This is a genomic window from Nocardioides sp. YR527 (assembly GCF_900101045.1).
Taxonomy (GTDB): Bacteria; Actinomycetota; Actinomycetes; order Propionibacteriales; family Nocardioidaceae; genus Nocardioides.
Genome location: NZ_FNFN01000008.1, coordinates 193149 through 214573, shown reverse-complemented (window position 1 = coordinate 214573; position 21425 = coordinate 193149). Strand labels below are relative to the sequence as shown.

The 21425-nt window shown below is 68.5% G+C and carries 19 protein-coding genes; 13 read left to right on the top strand and 6 right to left on the bottom strand.

The window, feature by feature from the left end; all coding sequences use genetic code 11:
• Positions 1-59: 59 nt before the first annotated feature.
• Positions 60-2603, bottom strand: a complete 2544-nt coding sequence (pepN, locus tag BLT25_RS23560) for an aminopeptidase N (protein WP_091051260.1) — start codon at positions 2601-2603, stop codon at positions 60-62.
• Positions 2604-2804: 201 nt separating this feature from the next.
• On the opposite strand from pepN, the gene BLT25_RS23555 reads away from it, so the two are divergent.
• The 8 genes from BLT25_RS23555 (at position 2805) to BLT25_RS23520 (ending at position 10734) form a co-directional block, all read left to right on the top strand.
• Positions 2805-4481, top strand: coding sequence for a CHAP domain-containing protein (locus BLT25_RS23555; protein WP_091051257.1), 1677 nt, complete (start codon positions 2805-2807; stop codon positions 4479-4481).
• A 40-nt stretch (positions 4482-4521) separates the two neighbouring features.
• Entirely contained in the window at positions 4522-5178 is a 657-nt protein-coding gene (locus BLT25_RS23550; protein WP_091051256.1) for a mycothiol-dependent nitroreductase Rv2466c family protein, read from the top strand.
• 58 nt (positions 5179-5236) lie between these two features.
• Positions 5237-5788 carry a TIGR03086 family metal-binding protein gene (locus BLT25_RS23545; RefSeq protein ID WP_256328749.1) on the top strand — a complete coding sequence of 184 codons (552 nt, stop codon included), beginning with the start codon at positions 5237-5239 and terminating at the stop codon, positions 5786-5788.
• 12 nt (positions 5789-5800) lie between these two features.
• Complete coding sequence (locus BLT25_RS23540; RefSeq protein WP_256328748.1) at positions 5801-6358, top strand: maleylpyruvate isomerase family mycothiol-dependent enzyme; 558 nt, start codon at positions 5801-5803, stop codon at positions 6356-6358.
• 77 nt (positions 6359-6435) lie between these two features.
• Positions 6436-7647, top strand: coding sequence for a peptidoglycan recognition protein family protein (locus BLT25_RS23535; RefSeq protein WP_091051250.1), 1212 nt, complete (start codon positions 6436-6438; stop codon positions 7645-7647).
• A gap of 68 nt (positions 7648-7715) precedes the next feature.
• A complete protein-coding gene (metG, locus tag BLT25_RS23530; RefSeq protein ID WP_091051247.1) occupies positions 7716-9521 on the top strand; it encodes a methionine--tRNA ligase in 1806 nt (601 codons plus the stop codon).
• Between the two features lie 53 nt (positions 9522-9574).
• Complete coding sequence (locus BLT25_RS23525) at positions 9575-10237, top strand: glutamine amidotransferase-related protein (RefSeq protein WP_091051245.1); 663 nt, start codon at positions 9575-9577, stop codon at positions 10235-10237.
• Positions 10234-10734, top strand: a complete 501-nt coding sequence (locus tag BLT25_RS23520; RefSeq protein WP_091051242.1) for a DUF3626 domain-containing protein — start codon at positions 10234-10236, stop codon at positions 10732-10734. The genes BLT25_RS23525 and BLT25_RS23520 overlap by 4 nt, the downstream gene beginning before the upstream one ends.
• Before the next feature lie 89 nt (positions 10735-10823).
• Here BLT25_RS23520 and BLT25_RS30730 read toward each other — a convergent pair whose 3' ends face one another.
• Together BLT25_RS30730 and BLT25_RS23505 are read right to left on the bottom strand one after the other, a co-directional pair.
• The gene (locus BLT25_RS30730; RefSeq protein WP_143033835.1) at positions 10824-11183 is read right to left on the bottom strand and encodes a GPP34 family phosphoprotein; all 360 of its coding nucleotides are present in this window, start codon (positions 11181-11183) and stop codon (positions 10824-10826) included.
• Positions 11184-11303: 120 nt separating this feature from the next.
• Positions 11304-12272, bottom strand: coding sequence for a helix-turn-helix transcriptional regulator (locus BLT25_RS23505; RefSeq protein ID WP_091051236.1), 969 nt, complete (start codon positions 12270-12272; stop codon positions 11304-11306).
• Positions 12273-12384: 112 nt separating this feature from the next.
• Here BLT25_RS23505 and BLT25_RS23500 point away from each other — a divergent pair, with 112 nt between their 5' ends.
• On the top strand, positions 12385-13494 hold the full coding sequence (locus BLT25_RS23500) for an epoxide hydrolase family protein (RefSeq protein WP_091051235.1): 1110 nt from the start codon (positions 12385-12387) through the stop codon (positions 13492-13494).
• Positions 13495-13557: 63 nt separating this feature from the next.
• Here the strand turns inward: BLT25_RS23500 and BLT25_RS23495 are convergent, their stop codons facing one another.
• From BLT25_RS23495 to BLT25_RS23485, 3 genes are all read right to left on the bottom strand, one after another.
• Positions 13558-14226, bottom strand: a complete 669-nt coding sequence (locus tag BLT25_RS23495; RefSeq protein ID WP_091051232.1) for a GOLPH3/VPS74 family protein — start codon at positions 14224-14226, stop codon at positions 13558-13560.
• A 68-nt stretch (positions 14227-14294) separates the two neighbouring features.
• Positions 14295-14744, bottom strand: a complete 450-nt coding sequence (locus BLT25_RS23490; protein WP_091051231.1) for a VOC family protein — start codon at positions 14742-14744, stop codon at positions 14295-14297.
• 109 nt (positions 14745-14853) lie between these two features.
• A complete protein-coding gene (locus BLT25_RS23485; RefSeq protein ID WP_091051229.1) occupies positions 14854-15945 on the bottom strand; it encodes a DNA glycosylase AlkZ-like family protein in 1092 nt (363 codons plus the stop codon).
• 152 nt (positions 15946-16097) lie between these two features.
• Between BLT25_RS23485 and BLT25_RS23480 the strand changes: the two genes are divergently transcribed.
• From BLT25_RS23480 to yjfF, 4 genes are all read left to right on the top strand, one after another.
• Positions 16098-17075 carry an ABC transporter substrate-binding protein gene (locus tag BLT25_RS23480; protein WP_218131460.1) on the top strand — a complete coding sequence of 326 codons (978 nt, stop codon included), beginning with the start codon at positions 16098-16100 and terminating at the stop codon, positions 17073-17075.
• Positions 17076-17202: 127 nt separating this feature from the next.
• The gene (locus BLT25_RS23475; protein WP_091051226.1) at positions 17203-18786 is read left to right on the top strand and encodes a sugar ABC transporter ATP-binding protein; all 1584 of its coding nucleotides are present in this window, start codon (positions 17203-17205) and stop codon (positions 18784-18786) included.
• A complete protein-coding gene (locus BLT25_RS23470; protein ID WP_091051224.1) occupies positions 18779-19840 on the top strand; it encodes an ABC transporter permease in 1062 nt (353 codons plus the stop codon). The genes BLT25_RS23475 and BLT25_RS23470 overlap by 8 nt, the downstream gene beginning before the upstream one ends.
• A complete protein-coding gene (gene yjfF, locus BLT25_RS23465; RefSeq protein WP_218131459.1) occupies positions 19837-20838 on the top strand; it encodes a galactofuranose ABC transporter, permease protein YjfF in 1002 nt (333 codons plus the stop codon). The genes BLT25_RS23470 and yjfF overlap by 4 nt, the downstream gene beginning before the upstream one ends.
• Positions 20839-21425: the final 587 nt, after the last annotated feature.

The window sequence follows — 21425 nt, the reverse complement described above, 5'->3', positions numbered from 1 at the left end:
TTAGAACGCGCCGACTCGGCGGGGACAGCGGTCAGGACGAGCCGACTCGGCGAATCGGGCTACTGCGCGTCGCGCTCCTGAGCGGCGAGGGCGCGGGCGACCTCGTCACGGCCTTCGCGGACGTACCGCTTGGCGGCGGGCTCGGCGGGGGAGGTCTCCAGCCACTTGTCGGCCTTCTCCAGGAGCTCGGGGGAGGCGGCCGGCTTGGGGAAGATGAACTCCAGCACCGTCGAGGCGCGGTGGGTGCCGAGGTGGTCCCAGAGGGTGTCGGCGGCCTCGAAGTAGCGGTCGATGAACGGCGCCAGCACCTCGTCCTGCCCGCCGCGCTGGAACGAGAGCACGATCGAGCGGGCGGTCTCGTTGGCGACGTCGGTGCGGACGACGACGGAGTCCCAGGCCGCTTCCTTGGCCTCGGCGGTGGGCTGCGCGGCACGGGCGGCGGCCGACTTCTCCTTGCCGGAGATGGTGTTGTCGCGCTCGAGCTCGGCGTCGATCTCGGTCTCGCCGAAGGTGCCGGAGGCGGCCAGGCCGGTGACGAGCGCCCAGCGCAGGTCCTGGTCGATGTCGAGGCCGTCGTAGGCCAGGTCGCCGGAGAGCAGACCCTGGAGGTCGACGATCGCGGCCTCGGAGCGGGCGGCCGCGGCGTACGTCCGGGCGAAGGTCAGCTGGTGGTCGCTGCTCGGGGCGGCGGCCTCCAGCAGGTCCTTGAGCCCGCTCTCCCAGCGGGCCTTGAGGGCGTCGCGGTTGGCCGGGGCCGAGAACGAGCCGACGGCCTGGGCGGCGAAGACCGGGATCCGGGTCACGCCCCAGGCGTCGGTCTCCTGGCCGATGTTGGCGAGCACGAGCTCGACGAAGTCGCTGGCCCGCATCTCCGCGTCGCGGGTCATGTCCCACGCAGCGCCCCAGATCAGCGCGCGCGAGAGCGAGTCGTCCAGCGCGGACAGCGACGACAGCGCGGTGGCCAGCGAACGCTCGTCGAGACGGATCTTGGCGTACGTCAGGTCGCCCTCGTTGAGCAGCAGCAGGTCGGGCTGCTTGATGCCCACCAGCTGCGGGACCTCGGTCAGCTCGCCGGTGACGTCGATCTCGAACGCGTCGCGGCGCACGAGGGCACCCTCGACGAGGTCGTAGAGGCCGAGGCCGATGCGGTGGCGACGCAGCGTCGGGTAGTCGGCGGCGGCCGACTGGCGCACGGCGAAGGAGGCGTAGGAACCATCCTCGGCCAGCTCGAACGACGGCGCGAGGGTGTTCACGCCGGCGGTCTGCAGCCACTCCTGGGCCCAGCCCTGGAGCTCACGCCCGGAGGCGGCCTCGAGGTGGCGCAGCAGGTCCTTGAACTCGGAGTTCCCGTAGGCGAACTCCTTGAAGTAGGCCTTCAGCCCCTCCAGGAACGGCTCCAGGCCGACCCACGCCACGAGCTGCTTCAGGACGGAGGCGCCCTTGGCGTAGGTGATCATGTCGAAGTTGACCTCGACGGCCTGCAGGTCGTAGTTGTCCGCGGCGATCGGGTGGGTGGTGGGCAGCTGGTCCTGGCGGTAGCCGGTCTGCTTGCGCGCGTTGGTGAAGCCGGTCCAGGCGTCGGTGAACTCGGTCGCGTTGGCCTGGGCGTGGTAGCAGGCCCACTCGGCGAACGACTCGTTGAGCCAGAGGTCGTCCCACCACTTCATGGTGACCAGGTCGCCGAACCACATGTGCGCCATCTCGTGCAGGATCACCGAGGCGCGGAAGTCGTAGAAGGAGCGCGGCTGCTTGGAGCGCGGCAGGTACTCGTCGCGCAGGGTGACGGCGCCGGCGTTCTCCATCGCGCCCATGTTGTACTCGGGCACGTAGAGCTGGTCGTACTTCCCGAAGGGGTAGGGGAAGTCGAAGGCGTCCTCGAAGAACTCGAAGCCCTGCTTGGTGATCTTCACGACCTCGTCGCGGTCGAGGTAGGGGACCAGAGACTGGCGGCAGTAGTGGCCCAGCGGGATCGTGCCGAACTTGCCCTCGTAGAGGTCCTGGACCTCGTGGTACTCACCGGCGATCAGCGCGGTGATGTAGGTCGACATCTTCTTGGTGGGCTCGAAGTCCCAGGTCGCGCGACCGTCGCCGAGCGGCTTCGGCTCGGGCGTGACCGCGTTGGAGACGACCTTCCAGCCCTCGGGAGCGGTCACGTGGAAGGTGAAGACGGACTTGAGGTCGGGCTGCTCGAAGGTGGTGTAGACGCGGCGCGCGTCCGGGACCTCGAACTGGGAGTAGAGGTAGACGCGGTCGTCGGCGGGGTCGACGAAGCGGTGCAGGCCCTCGCCGGTGTGGGAGTAGGCGCAGTCGGCCTTGACGACGAGGACGTTCTCGGTAGCGAGACCGTCCAGCTGGATCCGGGAGTCCTGGTACGCCAGCGCGGGGTCGAGCGCGGCGCCGTTGAGCGTGATCTCGTGGACCGTCGCGCCGACCAGATCGGCGAAGGTCGAGGCGCCGGCCTCGGTGGAGGTGAAGGTGATCGTCGTCGTCGAACCGAAGGTCTCGGTACCCGTGGTGAGGTCGAGTTCGATGTCGTACGACAGGACGTCGAGGAGGGCGGCCCTAGCGGTGGCTTCGGCGCGCGTCAGATTGGTTCCAGGCATGCCTGGATCCTCTCATTCTGCTCGGATTTCGAGACATTTATAACGCCGTTGTTGCCTGTTCTTGGGAGTCGCTGAGCGTGGAAAGTAAAAATACAGTGTTGTAATTCCGACACACCGGTATCAATGGTTGACAACTTTCTCTAGGGTGCTCATGTGCCCCTCAAGTCACAGAAACACCAGTATTCACAGGAGTCGCGCCGGGTGGGGAAGCCTGGCGGGGCGCTGCGCCGGACCTTGGTCACCGGCGCGGTTCTGCTGCTCGTCGGCCTCGGTGTGCAAGTCGTTCCCAAGTTGGCATCACCGGCGCACGCGGGCTCGATCACGCTCTGCTCCGGCTTCTCGGACTGCCGCAGCAAGGGCTACTCCACCGGCGGCTACGAGAGTGCGTGGGGGAGCATGTACTGGCGGATGTACGCGGGTCGGAACTGCACCAACTACGTCGCGTACAAGCTGATCCGGACCGGCCTGCCGAACGCTCGCCCCTGGTCGGGCGAGGGCAACGCCACCAACTGGGGCGTTGCGCTGAGCAGACTGACGAACCGGACGCCGACCGTCGGCTCGGTCGCCTGGTGGCACTCCTCGCACCCGAGCGCGAGCCGCTTCGGGCACGTCGCGATCGTCGAGAAGGTCGGTGCGGACACGATCACGATCTCGGAGTCCAACTACGGCAGCGACATCAGCTGGCGCCGGATCGGCAAGGACTCGGTGAACTACCCGACCGGATTCATCCACATCAATGACAAGGGGACACCGTCGACGAAACGCCTCTCGGTCACCAAGCGACCCACGGTCGAGGGCACGGCGCAGGTCGGCAAGGCGGTCACGGTCAACACCGGCTCGTGGAGCCCGAACCCGAACAAGATCCGCTACCAGTGGATCGTCGACAAGAAGCCGATCCCGGGTGCGACCAACAAGACCTTCCGCATCCCCGGCCACCTCGCCGGCAAGCAGATCGCGGCGGTACTCACCGGCACCCGCCGGGACTACAGCCAGGCGAAGACGATGAGCCAGATCCTGCCGCCGATCAAGCAGGGCACGTTCAAGGTGCTCGCACAGCCGAAGATCTCCGGCACCCAGAAGGTCGGCTCGACGGTCTCTGTCGGCGGAGCTGACTACGAGCCGTCGGCCAAGATCGGCGAGGTCAGGTGGTACGCCGACAAGACCCTGATCGCTCGCAGCAAGTCCCGCTTCCTGAAGGTGCCCGCAACGGCCTCCGGGAAGAGGATCGGCGCGGTCGTCGTCGGTGTCCAGGTGGGCTACCGCCCGAAGCAGTCGTACGCCTTCGCCGGCACCCTCGTCGGTGGCGGCAAGGCGCCGCAGCAGCCGGCGGAGCCTCCGAGCGGCGGCGGGCTGTCGCAGACCGCGGCTGGCTTCGTGAAGGGCGGCACCCGTCTCGGCGGCCTGATGCAGGTCGACCCGGGCAGCTTCAGCGAGGCGGTCGACCTGACGTACCAGTGGACGCGCGAAAGCACGCCGATCTCCGGTGCGACGAGCAACAAGTACCACCCGACCGCCTCCGACGTCGGCCACCGGCTCAGCGTCACCGTGGTCGCCCGCTCGAGCAGCGGCGAGACGGTGAGCAAGACGTACGGCCCCAGCGGTCGGGTTCGCGTCAAGCCGACCGTCAAGGTCACCGCGACCGGCGGCTCCCGGCAGGCGGAGGTGGCCGTCAAGGTCACGGCGCCGGGCTACCTGCCCACCGGGACGGTCAAGATCACGACCAACGGCGGACGTACGGTCACCAAGACCCTCAGCGGCGGCGCCTCCGGTGTCACCTTCGTCAAGCTCCCCGCGGGCGAGTACGCCGTCACCGCCGCCTACAGCGGCGACGAGGTCGCCTACTGGGCCAGCGGGGGTGACTTCACCACCGTCAACTGAGGTCCGGAACAGATCCGTGGCGGGAGTGGTTCGTGTCGATATGACTCAGACCACTCCCGCTGCGCCGTCCGAGAAGACCCCCGAGAAGACCTCCGAGAAGACCTCCGCCGACTTCTGGTTCGACCCTGCCTGTCCGTTCGCCTGGATCACCTCGCGCTGGATCCTCGAGGTGGAGAAGGTGCGCGACGTCGAGGTGACCTGGCACATCATGAGCCTGGCGTACCTCAACCAGGACAAGGACATCCCGGACGAGTACCGCGAGTTCCTGAAGACCGCGTGGGGCCCGGTGCGGGTCTGCATGGCGGTCCAGAACGAGTACGGCCAGGAGAAGCTGGCCGAGCTCTACACCGCGCTCGGCACCCGCCGCCACGTCGAGGGTCGCGACTTCGACCGGATCCTGATCGAGGAGGCGCTGGCCTCGGTCGGGCTGCCGGTCGAGCTGGCCGACGCGATGGACGACTCCGGGTTCGACGAGGCCATCGCCAAGTCCCACCACGAGGGGATGGACCAGGTCGGCAACGACGTCGGCACCCCGACGATCGCGATGAACGGTTCGGCCTTCTTCGGCCCGGTGATCTCCAAGGCACCCAAGGGCGAGGAGGCCGGCAAGCTCTGGGACGGGTTCCAGCTGATCACCGCCTACCCCTACGTCTACGAGCTCAAGCGCGCCCGGGTCCACGACCTCGACTTCAGCTGAGCTCGCCTGAGAGGAATTTGGCGGTGACGCCGGGCGTATCCAGTCGTACGTTGGCAGGGTGACTACTACAGACGAGGCAGGAATCCTCTCGCGGGCGCTGGACCAGACCGGCGACCTGCTCGACCGGGTGCACGCCGAGACCGTCTCGCGTCCGACGCCGTGCCGGCAGTGGGACGTCGGCACCTTGGCCGACCACGTGATCGCCGACGGCACCAACTTCGTCACGATGCTTCGTGGTGGCGAGCCCGACTGGGGCGCTCCCGCGCCGCACGTGAAGGAGAGCTGGGGGCCGGCGTTCAAGGTCGGAGCCGACGACGTGCTGCACGCGTGGGACCAGGGCCCCGGCACCGACGGCTGGGAGGGCGGTGCGTCGGTGCCGGTCGGTCTGCTCGTCGCCGAGTACGCCACCCACTCCTGGGATCTCGCGCAGGCGCTCGACGTCCCGACCTCCGAGCTCGACCCGGAGCTGGCCGAGGTCGGGCTGGCCTTCATGAAGGCGACCCTGAAGCCGGAGATGCGCACGGGTGCGTTCGACGCCGAGGTGACGGCGCCCGAGGACGCCGGGGCGTACGAGCGGCTGGCTGCTTTCGCGGGACGCAGTCTCGCCTGACACCATGGTCGTGTGGTTGACCAGATGGGAGTGTTCGCGCTCCAGCGCGCACTGACGCAGGCAGCAGAGGTTCTCGACACCGTCACGGCGGACGACCTGACCCGGCCGACGCCGTGTCCCGAGTGGGACCTGCGCAAGCTGGCCAACCACATGATCGCCCAGCCCCGCGTCTTCGTGACCATGCTCCAGGGCTCGCCGCCGGGATGGGACGGCCGCGAGGACTACGCGGTCAACCTGGGCGAGGAGCTTCGCACCAGGGGCAACGCGCTGATCAACCTGTGGCGCGAGGTCGGCCCCGACGACATGGTGATGATCGACCCCGACTGGCAGTCGGCCGAGATCGCGGTCCACACCTGGGACCTGTGTGCGGCGCTCGGCCGCCCGACCGACGGTCTCGACGAGGCGGTCGCGCAGCGGGCGGTCGTCGCGATGGACCGCATCCTCGGGCCGGAGCGCAAGGGGCGGGCATTCGCCAACGCGCTCTCGGCGCCGGACGGTTCGGGTGCTTATGAGCACTTGGCTGCGTACGCCGGACGGCCGGTGCCGTTTGCGCCGACCCCGTCGCACTAGTCACAGAGGTCCCAAGCGACACACCGAACACAGTGGTTTGCGGCATGTCGGGCCGATGATTCTCCAAAATCAAGGGTATGGCCCGCTTCCCCCGCGTCATCACCGTGACCCTGACCGCTGTCGTTCTCGGCGCGTCGATGCTCGTGCCTGCCCTCGGTTCGGCGATCGGCCCGGCAGCCGCCGAGGACGCTCAGGTGATCAAGCTGCCTCGTCTCGAGGACGGCATCGCCACCCGTGACGTGAAGCTGCCCCCGAGGCTGACCGAGCGGTCCGCCGCCGCGGCCTCGACGGAGAAGCTGAGCACGACGACCTTCTCGATGGTCGGGGTCTCCTGGACCGGTGCGGAGACTCCCCAGGTCGAGGTGCGGGTGAGCAAGTCGGACCAGTGGCGCGAGTGGCAGGAGCTGCCGCTGCAGGAGGACCTGCCCGACGGCGGCGAAGGAGACGTTGCCGCGCGCGGCAAGGTCGAGCGCCGAGGCACCCAGCCGGTGTGGACCGGCCGGGCCAGCGGCGTACAGGTGCGGGTCGAGGGCGCACAGCCCAAGGACCTGAAGCTGACCCTGATCAACACCGGGCCGCAGGAGGACGTCAAGGCTCCGAAGCGGGAGGCCGACGACCTCGGCTACGGCAGCGCCGGCGACGGCGTCAACGGCCGGGTCGCGCGGTCGCGCCCAAAGTGGGCCCCGAAGCCGGTGATCTTCACCCGCGCGCAGTGGGGTGCCAACAACTCCTGGCGCAACGGCCGCCCGGAGTACAACAGCTCGCTCAAGCAGGTCCACATCCACCACACCGCCACGAGCAACAACTACTCCAAGGGCGACGTGCCGGGGATCATCCGCGGGATCTACAGCTATCACACCAGGTCACTGGGGTGGTTCGACATCGCCTACAACTTCCTCATCGACAAGTACGGCCGCGCCTGGGAGGGCCGCTCCGGCGGCATCGACCGGCTCGTCAAGGGCGCGCACACGCGTGGCTTCAACCACCAGTCGATGGGCATCGCCCTGATCGGCAACTTCGAGAAGGTACGTCCCTCCGACGACGCGCTCATCAAGACCGAGCGGATGGCGGCCTGGAAGCTCGACATGGCCGGCCGCGACGAGCGCGGCACGCTCGAGACGATCTCCAAGGGGAGCGACCGGTTCCCGGCCGGACGGCGGGTGCGGGTCTGGGTCATCGACGGCCACTTCCACACCAACGAGACCTCCTGCCCGGGCGCCCAGCTCGCCAAGTGGCTGCCGTGGATCCGGAAGTACGCCTACCAGCGGGACCAGATGTTCAACCCCTGATCCGGGTGGGCGGTGTCGATGGCTGTGTCGATAGACGGCCGATGGCGCCCGCTCCCTAGGATGGAGCCATGAGCAACGTTCTGTCCGCAGTCGCCTGGCCGTACGCGAACGGCCCGCGCCACATCGGCCACGTGGCCGGTTTCGGTGTGCCCTCCGACGTCTTCAGTCGGTACATGCGGATGGCGGGCCACGACGTGCTCATGGTCTCCGGTTCCGACGAACACGGCACCCCGATCCTGATCGCCGCCGACGAAGCGGGCGTGACTCCGCAGGAGCTCGTCGACAAGAACCACCGGATCATCGTCGAGGACCTGACCTCGCTCGGCCTGACGTACGACCTCTACACCCGCACCACCTCGGCCAATCACCACTCGGTGGTGCAGGAGCTGTTCCTCGGGGTGTGGAACAACGGCTACTTCGTCGAGCAGACCTCCAAGGGCGCGATCTCGCCGTCGACCGGCCGGACCCTGCCGGACCGCTACATCGAGGGCACGTGCCCGATCTGCGGCGCCGACGGGGCCCGCGGTGACCAGTGCGACAACTGCGGCAACCAGCTCGACCCGGACCAGCTGATCAACCCGGTCTCCAAGATCAACGGTGAGACCCCGGAGTTCATCGAGACCCAGCACTTCTTCCTCGACCTGCCCGCGCTGGCCGACGCGCTGCACGCCTTCCTCGACGAGCGCGAGCAGACCGGCCTGTGGCGTCCCAACGTCATCCGGTTCAGCCAGAACATCCTCAAGGAGATCCGTCCGCGCGCGATGACGCGCGACATCGACTGGGGCATCAAGGTGCCGCTGGACGGCTGGCGCGAGAACCCGACCAAGCGGATGTACGTCTGGTTCGACGCGGTCATCGGCTACCTGTCCGCCTCGATCGAGTGGGCCCGGCGCTCGGGTTCGCCCGAGGCGTGGCGGGACTGGTGGAACTCTCCGGAGTCGCTGTCCTACTACTTCATGGGCAAGGACAACATCGTCTTCCACTCCCAGATCTGGCCGGCCGAGCTGATCGCCTACAACGGCGGCGGCTCGAAGGGCGGCGAGCCCGGGGAGTACGGCACGCTCAACCTGCCGACCGAGGTCGTCTCCAGCGAGTATCTGACGATGGAGGGCAAGAAGTTCTCCTCCTCGAAGAAGATCGTGATCTACGTACGCGACCTGCTCTCGCGCTACCAGCCCGACGCGTTCCGCTACTTCGTGGCGGCTGCCGGCCCGGAGTCGAACGACTCCGACTTCACCTGGGCCGAGTTCGTGCGGCGTACGAACGACGAGCTGGTCGCCGGCTGGGGCAACCTGGTCAACCGCACCGCCACCCTGATCGCGAAGAACTTCGGCGAGCTGCCCGCAGCCGGGACGCTGACCGAGGCCGACGAGGCGATCCTGTCCACCGTGGACGCGGCCTTCGCCACCGTGGGCGACCTGATCGGCCGCCACCGGCAGAAGCAGGCGATCGGTGAGGCGATGCGTGCGGTCGGCGAGGTCAACAAGTACGTCACCGATCTGGAGCCGTGGAAGCTCGCCAAGGCTCCTGAGGACCGCGAGCGGCTCGGCACCGTGCTGCACGTGATGGCGCAGTGCGTCGCCGACCTCAACCTGATCCTCTCCCCGTTCCTGCCGTTCTCCGCCAACGAGATCGACAAGGCGCTCGGCGGCAAGGGTGAGGTGGCTCCGATGCCCCGCATCGAGGAGGTCGAGGACCTCGACAACGGCAAGCCCTACCCGATCATCACCGGCGACTACTCCGGCGCCCCCATCTGGGAGCGCCACCCGATCGTCGTCGGCACTCCGGTCGGCAAGCCCACCCCGGTCTTCCAGAAGCTCGACACCGCGATCATCGACGAGGAGCTCGACCGGCTGGGCATCAAGCCGGAGTAGCGGCTGAGGTAATCGGTTGGATCGAGCCCGGCGTGGCTGGGACGATTCGGCGCATGATCGCACTGCTCGGCGACGACCGGGGACACCGTAGCCATCAGGAGCTCAACGCGCTTCGGCCGCAGCTGGCCGAGCTCGGTGCCGAGACGGAGTGGGTGCCGACCGACTCCGGCTTCGATGTGACTGCCTATGACGGGGTCTGGCTCGTTCCCGGGTCGCCCTATGCCTCTGATGCCGCGGTGTTCGAGGCTCTCACCGTGGTGCGGGAGCGAGGGATCCCGTTCCTCGGGGTGTGCGGCGGGATGCAGTACGCGGTGCTGGAGTGGACCCGCAACGTACTCGGCTCCGCGGCGACCCACGCGGAGTCGGACGGTGCGGGAGACGACAACGCGGTTGCCGCGCTGGCCTGTTCGCTCTACGGCGAGGAGCGGCTGGTGACTCCCGTCGCCGGCACCCGCTTCGCGGGCTGGCAGCCGGAGCCGTTCGTCGGCATGCACTTCTGCAACTACGCGCCGACCGCCGAGGCCGTGGCGACGCTGGAGAAGATCGGTGTCGTCGTCGGCGCCACCGCGGACGACGCCGGTGCGGAGGTCCTGGAGTTCCCGGACCACCCGTTCTACGTCACCAGCATGTTCCAGCCCCACGTCGGCGCCCTCGCCGGAGCCCCGATCCACCCCCTCGTGCGCGCGTTCGTGAGCGCGGTCGCCGCGCGGCGATGAGCGTCACGCTCCAGTTCCGCCCCGACTGGCCGTACGCGGGCGGGCTGGTGATCGAGTCGCTGGCGCGCGATGGGGTCTACCGCTCCGACTTCGGTGGCCCGGAGATGCTGCCGCAGCTGTCCGAGATGGCCGACGCCTCGGGCTTCGACGATCTCGACGAGTGCGTCGAGGCGCACGTGCACAGTGGCGTCGTGATCGAGCGCGACGTCGAGGCGGTCGTGCTCGACCCGTGCTTCCGGGATACTGCTGTCGAGGCGGCGGCCGCTCGCCTCGGCTGCGCGGTGGAGTGGCATCCAGGGTTCCGGGTCGCCACCGACGGCCTCGATCCGGGCTACCGCGGGCAGGAGTACGTCGACCTGGCACGATCGCTCGGTGACGTACTCACGCCCGATCTTCTCGGCGACGCCGCGAGGTCGGGCGACTACGACCCGCAGTCGGTCAAGCGGGTCTGGCACTACCTGGCCCGGTTCGGGCGGGCAGAGTCCGGCTCGCTATGACAGAGGGTCCGAGTTTGTGAATCGTTCACAAACTCGGACCCGCTGTCATAGCGACGCGCGGACGGTTCTCCTGGAGCGGTCGGCGAGCCTCAATCCCCGCCGCCGCCTCCGTCGCTGAAGCCGGACTCGACGCCCTGCCGGGCGGCGATGATGGCCTCGCGTACGGCACCGGCGGCCCAGTCGGCCTGGTCGACGGCGGAGAGCAGTGCAATCAGGGTGCCGGTGCGCTCGTCTGGCGTATGGCCGTGGAGCAGGACGCTGGCGATCCGGTCGCGCACAGGCTGCTTCGACCGCGGGTCGAGGACCGGGTGGACGGTCGTGCGTAGAAGAGGCCCTTCCGGTCCTCGGCTCGCAGCAGACCCTGGTTGACGAGGTGGCCGATCAGGTAGGTAGCCATTCCGGTGCCGATGCGCTTTACCACCTTGGGCGGCGTTCTGGGGCGCTCGCAGACGATGTCATACGCGTGGTTGCGGAGGCCCTTGACGGGCTGTCCGGTGATGTCCTCGAGGGTGAGCAGGATGAGCTCCTCGGCGATCAGCATGGCCCGAAACGTAACGGCCGGACGGTGTTCACGACACCGGATTCGGCGCAATCGTCGACGCGGCCGCGTAGCGCTCCGCGAGGACGCGGAGGTGGTCGACCAGCTCAGGTGGTGACTCGACGGTGAAGTCGAGGCCGAGCATGCCGATCCAGACCGCGACGACCTCGAGGCTGTCGCCGCCGGTGACCAGGACGCTGCGGTCGGGGGCGATCGGCTCGACGGTGCCGACGGTGGGGTTGATCCGGTCGATGACCTCGTCGGCGGGAGCGGCGATCATCAGGCGGGCGTGGACGGCCCAGCCGGTGCGGGCGACCTCGCGGACCAGGAACTCGGTGAGGTCGAAGCCGGGGTCGCTGGGACGGAAGGGTCGGCCGCCGGGGACCTTGAGGCGCAGCCAGTCGACACGCAGCGGCTGCCAGGAGTCATCACGCGGGTCGCGGGCGACGAGATACCAGCGGCGCTGCCAGGAGACGAGACGGTAGGGCTCGACCTCGATGGGCTCGCCGCGGTAGTCGGCGCGTACGCCGGCGTGGTCCCGGATCGCGGTCGCCAGCGCCTGCAGGGTGCCGGCGTCGACGTCCGGGTCGGGGACGTTGCTGTCGGTGTTGACCGGGCCGGTCTCCATCGCGTCGACCACCGCGGCGAGCTTGCGACGCAGATGGTCGGGGAGCACCTGGTCGAGCTTGGTGAGGGCACGGGCACTGGTCTCGGCCACACCGGCGATCCCGGTCGCGGCGCGCAGCCCCACGGCCACGGCGACGGCCTCCTCGTCGTCGAGGAGCAGCGGCGGGAGATTGCCACCGGCGCCGAGCCGGTAGCGCCCGCCGGGGCCGCGCACCGACTCGACCGGATAGCCGAGCTCGCGGAGCTTGGTCATGTCGTTGCGCACGGTGCGCTCGGAGACGTCGAGCCGAGCGGCCAGATCGGCTCCTGTCCAGCCGGCCGAGGACTGCAGGAGGCCGAGGAGCGCCAGGAGTCGAGCGGAGGTTTCCAGCACGGGCCCAGACTGCGCCAAAACAATTTCGTCGGCCACCGAAATTCCGGAATCAGGCTTGCCGGAACCGCTCATAACCTGGTCTCACAAGGTCGAAAACAACCAAGGAGATGTCATGAACACGCAGGTCAACAAGGGAATCAACGCCGAGATCAGCACCGTCACCGTCGAGTTCCCGCAGGCGGACCTCGATGACCTCCGCGCCCGCCTGGACAACACCCGGTTCGCCCCCGCGGTGCCCGGGGACTCCTGGACCTACGGCACCCCGACGTCCTACCTCACCGACATGGTCGAGCGCTGGAAGGCGTTCGACTGGCGCGCGGTCGAGGCGCGGATCAACGCCCTGCCCAATTACCTGACCGAGATCGACGGCCAGACCATCCACTTCATCCACGTACGTTCGCCGCGGGAGGACGCCAAGGCGCTCCTGCTCGCCCACTCCTACCCGAGCTCGTTCCTGGAGTTCCTCGCGATGGTCGAGGACCTCTCCGCAGACTTCCACCTGGTGATCCCGGAGATGCCGGGCTTCGGGCTCTCGGCCCCGCTCCTCGACACCGGCTGGACGATGCGGCGGGTCGCCGAGGCGTACGACGTCCTGATGCGGCGGCTGGGCTACGAGTCCTACGGGGTGCACGGCAGCGACGGCGGCGCGATGGTCGGGCGCGAGCTGGCTCTGCTGAACCCGGAGGGCTTCCTCGGCGCGCACGTGCTGCAGCTCTTCTCGTTCCCGTCGGGCGACCCGAGCGAGTTCGAGAACTTCGGACCGAAGGAGTACGCCGCGCTCGAGCACCTGCAGTGGTTCCAGTCCGTCGGCGGCTACAACACGATGAACGGCTCCCGCCCGCAGACGATCGGTGCGGCGCTGGCCGACTCGCCGGTCGGGACGCTGGCCTACAGCGAGCTCTTCGAGTCGTTCGGCAACGGCACCTCGCTGGTCACCCCCGAGCAGGTCATCGAGCAGGCGACCTACTACTGGCTGACCAACTCCTACGCCTCGGCCGCGCGCTACCACTTCGAGGAGGGGCGCGCCGAGCGCGAGCCGGAGGTCTCCCAGGGCCGGATCGGCGTGGCGGTCTTCAAGGACGACTTCCAGACGATCAGGTCGTTTGCGGAGCGGGACAACGCCAACATCCAGCACTGGTCGGAGTTTCCCGAGGGCGGTCACTACGCGGCCCTGGAGCGCCCCGACGTCATCGCCGCCGACCTGCGGGTCTTCTTCGGCTGACCGCAGGCGCAGGCGCAGACCCGAGGATCGCAGCCACCCGGTGGCTGCGATCCTCGGGTTGTGTCAGCTGGCCGCGGTCGTGGCGGCGGTGGTGGCGACCATCACCGCCGCCATGACCGCGGTGACCTCGTCCATCGCGTCCTTGACGCCCTTGGCGGCCCAGTCGCCCCGGGCGATCTCCTTCGCCCGCTTCTTGACCGCCCCGGCGCCGACGGCCCTCGTGTCGACCACCTTGTGGGCGAGGTCGATGGAGGAGAGGAGGGCGATGAGCGGTCCGGTCCGTGCGTCCGGCGCGGCGCCCTGGATCAGCACGGCGACCAGGTGGCCGCGTACGGCGTTCTCGTGGGTCGAGTCCGCGGCCGGCCAGGTGGTGCGCGGGAAGAGGCCGAGGATCCTCTCGTCGCGGCGCTTGAGGATGTTGCGGTCGCAGAGCCGCGCGGCGAGGGCCTCGTGCAGACCCTTGCCGAGGTTGGTGACGGCGTTCTTGGCCGCCAGTGGCTTGGCCGCCAGCACGTCGTACGCAGCGGCCAGGATCGTCTCGTCCGGTCGCCTGCCCGGCAGCGCCATGGCCTTGGCCGGGGTGAACCCGGACTTGGGGACGATCTGGACCGAGCCCGCCATGACGAGCTCGGTCAGGATCGCTCCGCCCAGCGCCTGCTGGACCCAGGACGAGGCGAGCGTGCCCTTCTCGTCGTCGAGCACGAGCAGCAGCAGGTCTTCTGCGATCAGCATGTACTGACCGTAAACGGCTCGCTGCCCGACGCCTCCTACGAAAGACGGATCTTTGGTCGGACCTTTGTCTAGGCCTGTGCCGACTCCGGGCCCGCGACGTCGAACATCCAGCTCACGCCGAACTTGTCCTCGAACTGGCCGAAGTAGTCGCCCCACGGAGCCTGCGCGAACGGCATCCCGGGCGTACCGCCCTCGGATAGCTTGGCGTAGTAGTCGGCGAAGCGCGGGTGGTCGGCGGGGTCGGCGCTGGTCATCGCGACGGTGATGCCGGCGGTCGGGGCAACGTAGTCCATGCCCATCCCCGGAGGCGTGTCGGCGGCCATCAGGACGAGGCCGTCGTCGAGGGTGAGTGAGCCGTGCATGACCATGCCCTTCGCCTCCGGCGGCACCGGACCCATCGCGTCGCCCATGGAGTCGAAGGTCATGGTCTCGACGGTGCCACCGAGCACCGACCGGTAGAACTCGAGCGCCTCAGCGGCCTCGGACTTGAAGCTGATGTAGGGGTTGAGCGTTGCCATTCGGATCGTCTCCTTTGATCGATTTCCGACCCCGTTCGTTCACAGTAAGCGCCTCGAAGGAGACGGAGAAGGGCAATTCGCGTCGGTTTGCCCTGTTTTCGGGTTTACCTCAGGGGCGGACGATCTCGACGCCCAGCCACTCCGCCAGCGCCTCGATCTCGGCCTCCACCGCGTCACCGATCTCGGCGGTCCACCCGACGTCCTCGTGGACGGCGAAGAGGTTCATCTGCGCCTTCTTGTGGTCCACCTTCGCGTCGAGCTTCCCGACGAGCCGCTCGCCGTACAGGATCGGGAGGGCGAAGTAGCCCCAGCGTCGCTTGGCGGCCGGCTTGTACATCTCCAGGACGTACTCGAACCCGAACAGGTCCAGCGCCCGGTCACGGTCGTAGACGAGGCGGTCGAAGGGGGAGAGCAGGGCAGCCCGCGGGGAGAACCCGTCCTCGAGGGCGGCCAGGGCCTCGGGGTCGACCCGCCACTCGCCGTCGACGCCGGCCACGGTGCACGGGACGCCTGCGTCACCGGCGCCGAGCACCTCGCCTCCGGAGGAGTCCTTGCGCCCAGGGCGGGCGATCCCGAGCGAACCCAACCTGCGCACCGTCTCCACCCTCAGCGCCTCGTCCGGGGAGGGCAGTCGCAGGTCGGACGGGTAGACGCGCTCGGCGATGTCCCAGGTGCGCAGCTTGCCGCGACGGCCGGCGATGGCGACCTCGCCCATCCGGTTGAGCAGCTCGATCATCCGCAGCACGTTCTTGTCGTTGGTCCACCCGGTCGAGGCCCACGGCACCTCGGCGGTGTCCTCGATCTCGCCGGCCACGAGCGGGCCGTCGGCGCGCAGGCGATCCAGGATCTGCGTACGGAATCTCTTGTTGGCCTCCACCCATTCGACGGCCGTGGGGTGGATCCGGCCCGGGGCGAGGGCAAGGACCGTCTCGATCTCGTCCATGGGCACGATGAAGCTGGAGAACTCCACCAGCGAGCGCTCCTGCTCGAGGGCGAAGGTCAGATCCGAATGATCGTACGCATCCCCCAACCGCGACCACGCCACCAGATCCGCGCTCGGCGCGATCGCCCTGGTCGGGTCGATCTGCAGCAGCGTCAGCTGGTCGACGGTCTCCACCAGCGAGACGGGCCGACGCGCATCGAGGAGCTGGGCGCGGACGGCGATCCGGCGCGCCTGTTCCGGGGTCAGGGTGAGCGTCATGGACGACACAGTATGGGGAGTTCCGGACGACCTGCTGCCGATTCGAACCGATCTTCCGATTCCGCTTGACCGCATGAATGTTAGCGCTCACACTAGGGCGCATCGTGACGACGGTCACACTGGCCGCCGCAGTGAAAAACTGGAGGACGACAGTGAAGAAGACCCTCATCGCCCTGTGCACGCTCGCCGTCGGCGGGATGTCGCTCAGCGCGTGCGGTGGCAGCGAAGCTGCCGACGACGGCTCGATCACCATGGGGTTCGCCCAGGTCGGCGCCGAGAGCGGCTGGCGCACCGCGAACACCACATCGATCCAGGACTCGGCCGAGGAGGCCGGCATCGACCTGAAGTTCTCCGACGCGCAGCAGAAGCAGGAGAACCAGATCAAGTCGATCCGCTCCTACATCCAGCAGAAGGTGGATGTCATCGCGTTCAGCCCGGTCGTCGAGACCGGCTGGGACGCGGTGCTCCAGGAGGCCAAGCGCGCCAAGATCCCCGTCGTGCTGACCGACCGGGCCGTGGACACCGAGGACACCTCGCTCTACGTCACCTTCATCGGCTCCGACTTCGTCGAGGAGGGTGAGAAGGCAGGGCAGTGGCTGGTCGACAACGCCGACGCCTCCGACGTCGACAAGGACGGCGCGGTCAACGTCGTCGAGCTCCAGGGCACGACCGGATCGGCGCCCGCGATCGACCGGAAGAAGGGTTTCGAGGACAAGATCGCCGCGGACTCCACGATCAAGATCACCGAGTCCCAGACCGGTGACTTCACCCGTGACGGCGGCAAGCAGGTCATGGAGGCCTTCTTGCAGTCCAACCCGAAGATCGACGTCGTCTACGCGCACAACGACGACATGGGCCTGGGCGCGATCGAGGCGATCAAGGCGGCCGGCAAGAAGCCCGGCACCGACATCAAGATCATCACCGTCGACGCGGTCAAGGACGGCATGACCGCGCTCGCCGCGGGCGAGATCAACTTCATCGTCGAGTGCAGCCCGCTGCTGGGGCCGCAGCTGATGGACGTCGCCGAGAAGGTCGTCGCCGGCGAGGAGGTCCCCGACCGCATCGTCACCGAGGAGACCACCTTCACGCCGGAGCAGGCCGCTGAGGCGCTGCCCGACCGGAAGTACTGACGCCGTTGACCGAGGTGCCTCGGTGAGGTGTCGCTTCCCTCGTGGAACTCCACGAGGGAAGCGCGCGCCCACTGAGCTACCTCGGTGAGCATTCCGCCGCCCCCGACCCGCCAGGAGCCAGTACGACATGAGCCAGGCAGAAACGAAGCCACCTCGGCCGGTGGTGGAGATGCTCGACGTCTCCATCACGTTCGGAGCGGTCCGAGCGCTCGACGGCGTCTCGCTGCGACTCCTGCCGGGGGAGGTGCACGCGCTCATGGGGGAGAACGGGGCCGGGAAGTCGACGCTGATCAAGGCCCTGACCGGGGTCTACACGATCGACTCGGGACGGGTGGAGATCGCCGGCGTCGAGACCCGGTTCGCCACCCCGGCCGCGGCGCAGCACGCCGGGATCAGCACGGTCTACCAGGAGGTCAACCTGGTCCCCAACCTCACCGTGGCCGAGAACATGCTCCTCGGCCGCGAGCCGCGCCGCCTCAACGGGATCGGCGCGATCGACCGCCGGGCGATGAACCGCCGCGCCGCCGCCTCGCTGCAGGGCCTCGGCATCGACATCGACCCCGGTTCGGAGCTCGGCAGCCACCCGATCGCCGTCCAGCAGCTCGTCGCGATCGCACGTGCCGTCGACACCGACGCCCGGGTGCTGATCCTCGACGAGCCGACCTCGAGCCTCGATGCCGACGAGGTGGCCAGGCTCTTCGAGGTGATGCGCCGGCTGCGTGACCAGGGCACCGCGATCGTCTTCGTCTCCCACTTCCTCGACCAGGTCTTCGAGATCTCCGACCGGATGACGATCCTGCGCAACGGCCGGGTGGTGGGTGAGCGGCGGGTCGCGGAGACCACTCAGCTGGAGCTGGTGCAGCTGATGATCGGCCGCGACCTCCAGGTCCTCGAACGACTCGACCATGCCGCGCACGAGGCGTCCGGGGAGGCTGTGACCGAGCAGCGCCTCCCGGTGCTGAGCGCGGTCGGGCTGGGCCGGAAGGGGAGCCTGGAGGCCACCGACCTCACCCTCTTTCCCGGGGAGGTCGTCGGCATCGCCGGCCTGCTCGGCTCGGGACGTACGGAGCTGGCCCGGCTGTTGTTCGGCGCCGACGCTCCGGACACCGGCGAGCTCACGGTTCGCGGCTCGAGTCGCCGGAGGCTGCGCAGCCCCCGGCATGCGATCGACCGCAAGCTCGCCTTCTGCAGCGAGGACCGCAAGGCCGAGGGCGTCTTCGAGGAGCTCTCCGTGGCCGACAACATGCTGCTCGGCCTACAGGCGAGCCGTGGCTGGCTGCGGCCGATCCCGACGGCCACCCGTTCGACGCTGGTCAAGGAGTTCATGACCGCTCTCGACGTACGACCGGCCGACCCGAGCCTGCCGATGCGAAGTCTGTCCGGTGGCAACCAGCAGAAGGTCCTGCTGGCGCGCTGGCTGATCACGGAGCCCGACGTACTCCTGCTCGACGAGCCCACCCGCGGCATCGACATCGGTGCCAAGACCCAGATCCAGCAGCTCGTCGCCGATCTGGCCGAGAAGGGGATGAGCGTGGTGTTCATCTCCGCCGAGCTCGAGGAGGTGCTCCGGCTGAGCCACCGGCTGGTGGTCCTCAAGGACCGCCGCAAGATCGCCGAGAGACCCAACCGTGGCGTCGACGTCAACGACGTGCTCGAGATCATCACCGGCGAACCCGGCGGCCTGGCCGAGAAGGAGCGAGCAGATGCCTGAGACCGTCGGAACCGTCAAGGCGCTCGGCGCCCGCGCCATGGCCCATCGGCTCTTCTGGCCGCTGGCCGCGCTCGGGGCGCTGCTGGTGGTCAACCTGATCGCGACGCCGACGTTCTTCAACGTACGCATCCAGGACGGTCACCTCTTCGGCAGCCTGGTCGACATCGTCCGCAACGGCGCCCCGGTGCTGCTGGTCGCGATCGGGATGACGCTGGTCATCGCGACCCGAGGGATCGACCTCTCGGTGGGCGCGGTGGCCGCGATCGCGGGTGCGGTCGCCTGCGTCTACATCGTCAAGAGCCCCGTCGACGGCGCCGCGGGCACGGCCGTCGTCGCGATCACGATGGCACTCGCCGTCTGCGTCGCGCTGGGGCTGTGGAACGGCTTCCTGGTCGCGGTGGTCGGCATCCAGCCGATCATCGCCACGCTGGTACTGATGGTCGCCGGCCGGGGGATCGCGATGCTGGTGACCGGTGGCCAGATCACCACCGTCAACAACGACGCCTTCGCCGCGCTGGCCTCCGGCCACCTGCTCACCCTCCCCGTCGCCGCTCTGATCGCACTCGGTGTCTTCACGGCCACCCAGATCGTCGTACGCCGCACCGCCCTCGGCCTGCTCATCGAGTCGGTCGGGATCAACCCGGAGGCGAGCCGGCTGGCCGGCGTACGCTCCCGCACGATCATCTGGACCGTCTACGTCTTCGCGGCGCTGTGTGCCGGGACCGCCGGCCTGATCATCGCCGCCAACACCCACTCGGTGAACGCCAACAGCCTCGGGCTGTGGATCGAGCTGGACGCGATCCTCGCCGTCGTCATCGGAGGTACGTCGCTGGCCGGCGGCCGCTTCTCGCTGACCGGCACCCTGGTCGGGGCTCTGCTGATCGCCACGCTCACCCGGACCATCCCGAACATCGGCATCCCGGCCGAGGCCAACTATCTGTTCAAGGCGCTGGTGGTCGTGGTCGTGTGCCTGCTGCAGTCGCCGAAGGCGCGCGCGGTGCTGCAACGGCGCGGCGACCGCACGCCGACCAGCCGTGAGGAGGCTGTGGCATGAGTGCTCAGGTGCCCACGATCGAGACCGGCGTCATCGCCCGGATCGCCCGCTTCAGCCCGCCGCGCCGCTACCTGCCCGTGATCGGCACGTTCGCGCTGTTCATCGGCATGTTCGGCATCGGCGGGATCCGCTACGAGGGGTTCGCCGACCCGCAGGTCTTCCTGACGCTGCTGCTCGACAACGCGTTCCTGATCGTGCTCGCGGTGGGGATGACGTTCGTGATCCTGACCGGCGGGATCGACCTCTCGGTCGGCTCCAACGTGGCCCTCTCGACGCTGATCGCGGCCCGGACGCTCGAGCTCGGCCTGCCGGTGGTCGCGGTGATCGTGGTCGTGCTCCTGTCCGGCATCCTGCTCGGCACCGCGATGGGGTTGCTGATCCACTACTTCGACATCCAGCCGTTCATCGCCACTCTGGCGGGCATGTTCCTGGCCCGCGGGCTCTGCTACCTGATCAGCGTCGACTCGATCCCGATCAAGGACGAGACCTTCTCGGCCATAGCGTTCGGCTCGATCACCCTGCCCGGCGGCTACTACCTCGGGTGGACGGCGGTCTTCGCGCTGGTGATCGTCGCGGTGGCTGCGTACGTCCTCGCCTCGACGCGCTTCGGGCGCACCGTCTACGCCCTCGGCGGCAGCGAGCCGTCGGCGCTGCTGATGGGGTTGCCGGTCGCGGCGACCAAGGTCGGGGTCTATGCCATCAGCGGGCTGTGTGCCGCGCTGGGTGGGCTGCTGTTCGCGCTCTACACGCTCTCGGGCTACTCGCTGCACGCGGTCGGGATGGAGCTGGACGCCATCGCCGCCGTCGTCATCGGCGGCACGCTGCTCACCGGCGGCCGAGGTTTCGTGGTCGGGTCGTTGCTCGGGGTGCTCGTGCTCGGCACGATCCAGACCTTCATCTCCTTCGACGGGACGCTGTCCTCGTGGTGGACGCGGATCACGATCGGGGTTCTGGTGCTCGTCTTCGTTGTCGCGCAGAGGGTGCTTACTCGGAGGTAGGTCGGGGTTCCGCTCTCTGTCGGGTGCTGTGTATTTGTGGTTGGGGTTTGCCGCCGACCCTTTCGGGGAGGGTGTTCTCGGCGGCGTCCGGAGTAAAGGACGGCCTTTGGCCGCCGGCTGACGCCGGTCGCCTTCGGCGATCCTTGACACCGGCCGTCGCCGAGAAAAGATTTGGCTGGCTATCGGGTCGGCGGCAGGGGTTTGGTGCGGAGAGTTTGGGTTTGGTACGGGCTTGGGACTGGTTGATTGCTTCGCTGGTGTCGGTCGGTGGGGTGGTCGGCGAACGAATTTTCGTTCGCTGCTGAGTCGTCTCGGCCGGGGTGTGGGTTCTGTTGGTGGAAGGAATTTTCTTTCCGCTGGAGGAGGCTCTGCTCAGTTGGGGCGAACGAAATTTCGTTCGCCCGGAGAAGCCGTCCCCTCGCCCGCAGCGGTCCCCGCGAGCACACCCGGGCCGCCGCCCCGATAGCCAGCCAAATCTTTCTCGACGGGCCCCGGTGTCAAGGATCGCCGAAGGCGACCGGCGAAGCCGGCGGCCGTAGGCCGTCCTTGACTCCGGGGTCTGGCGAGAACATCCTCAGAGACAGGGT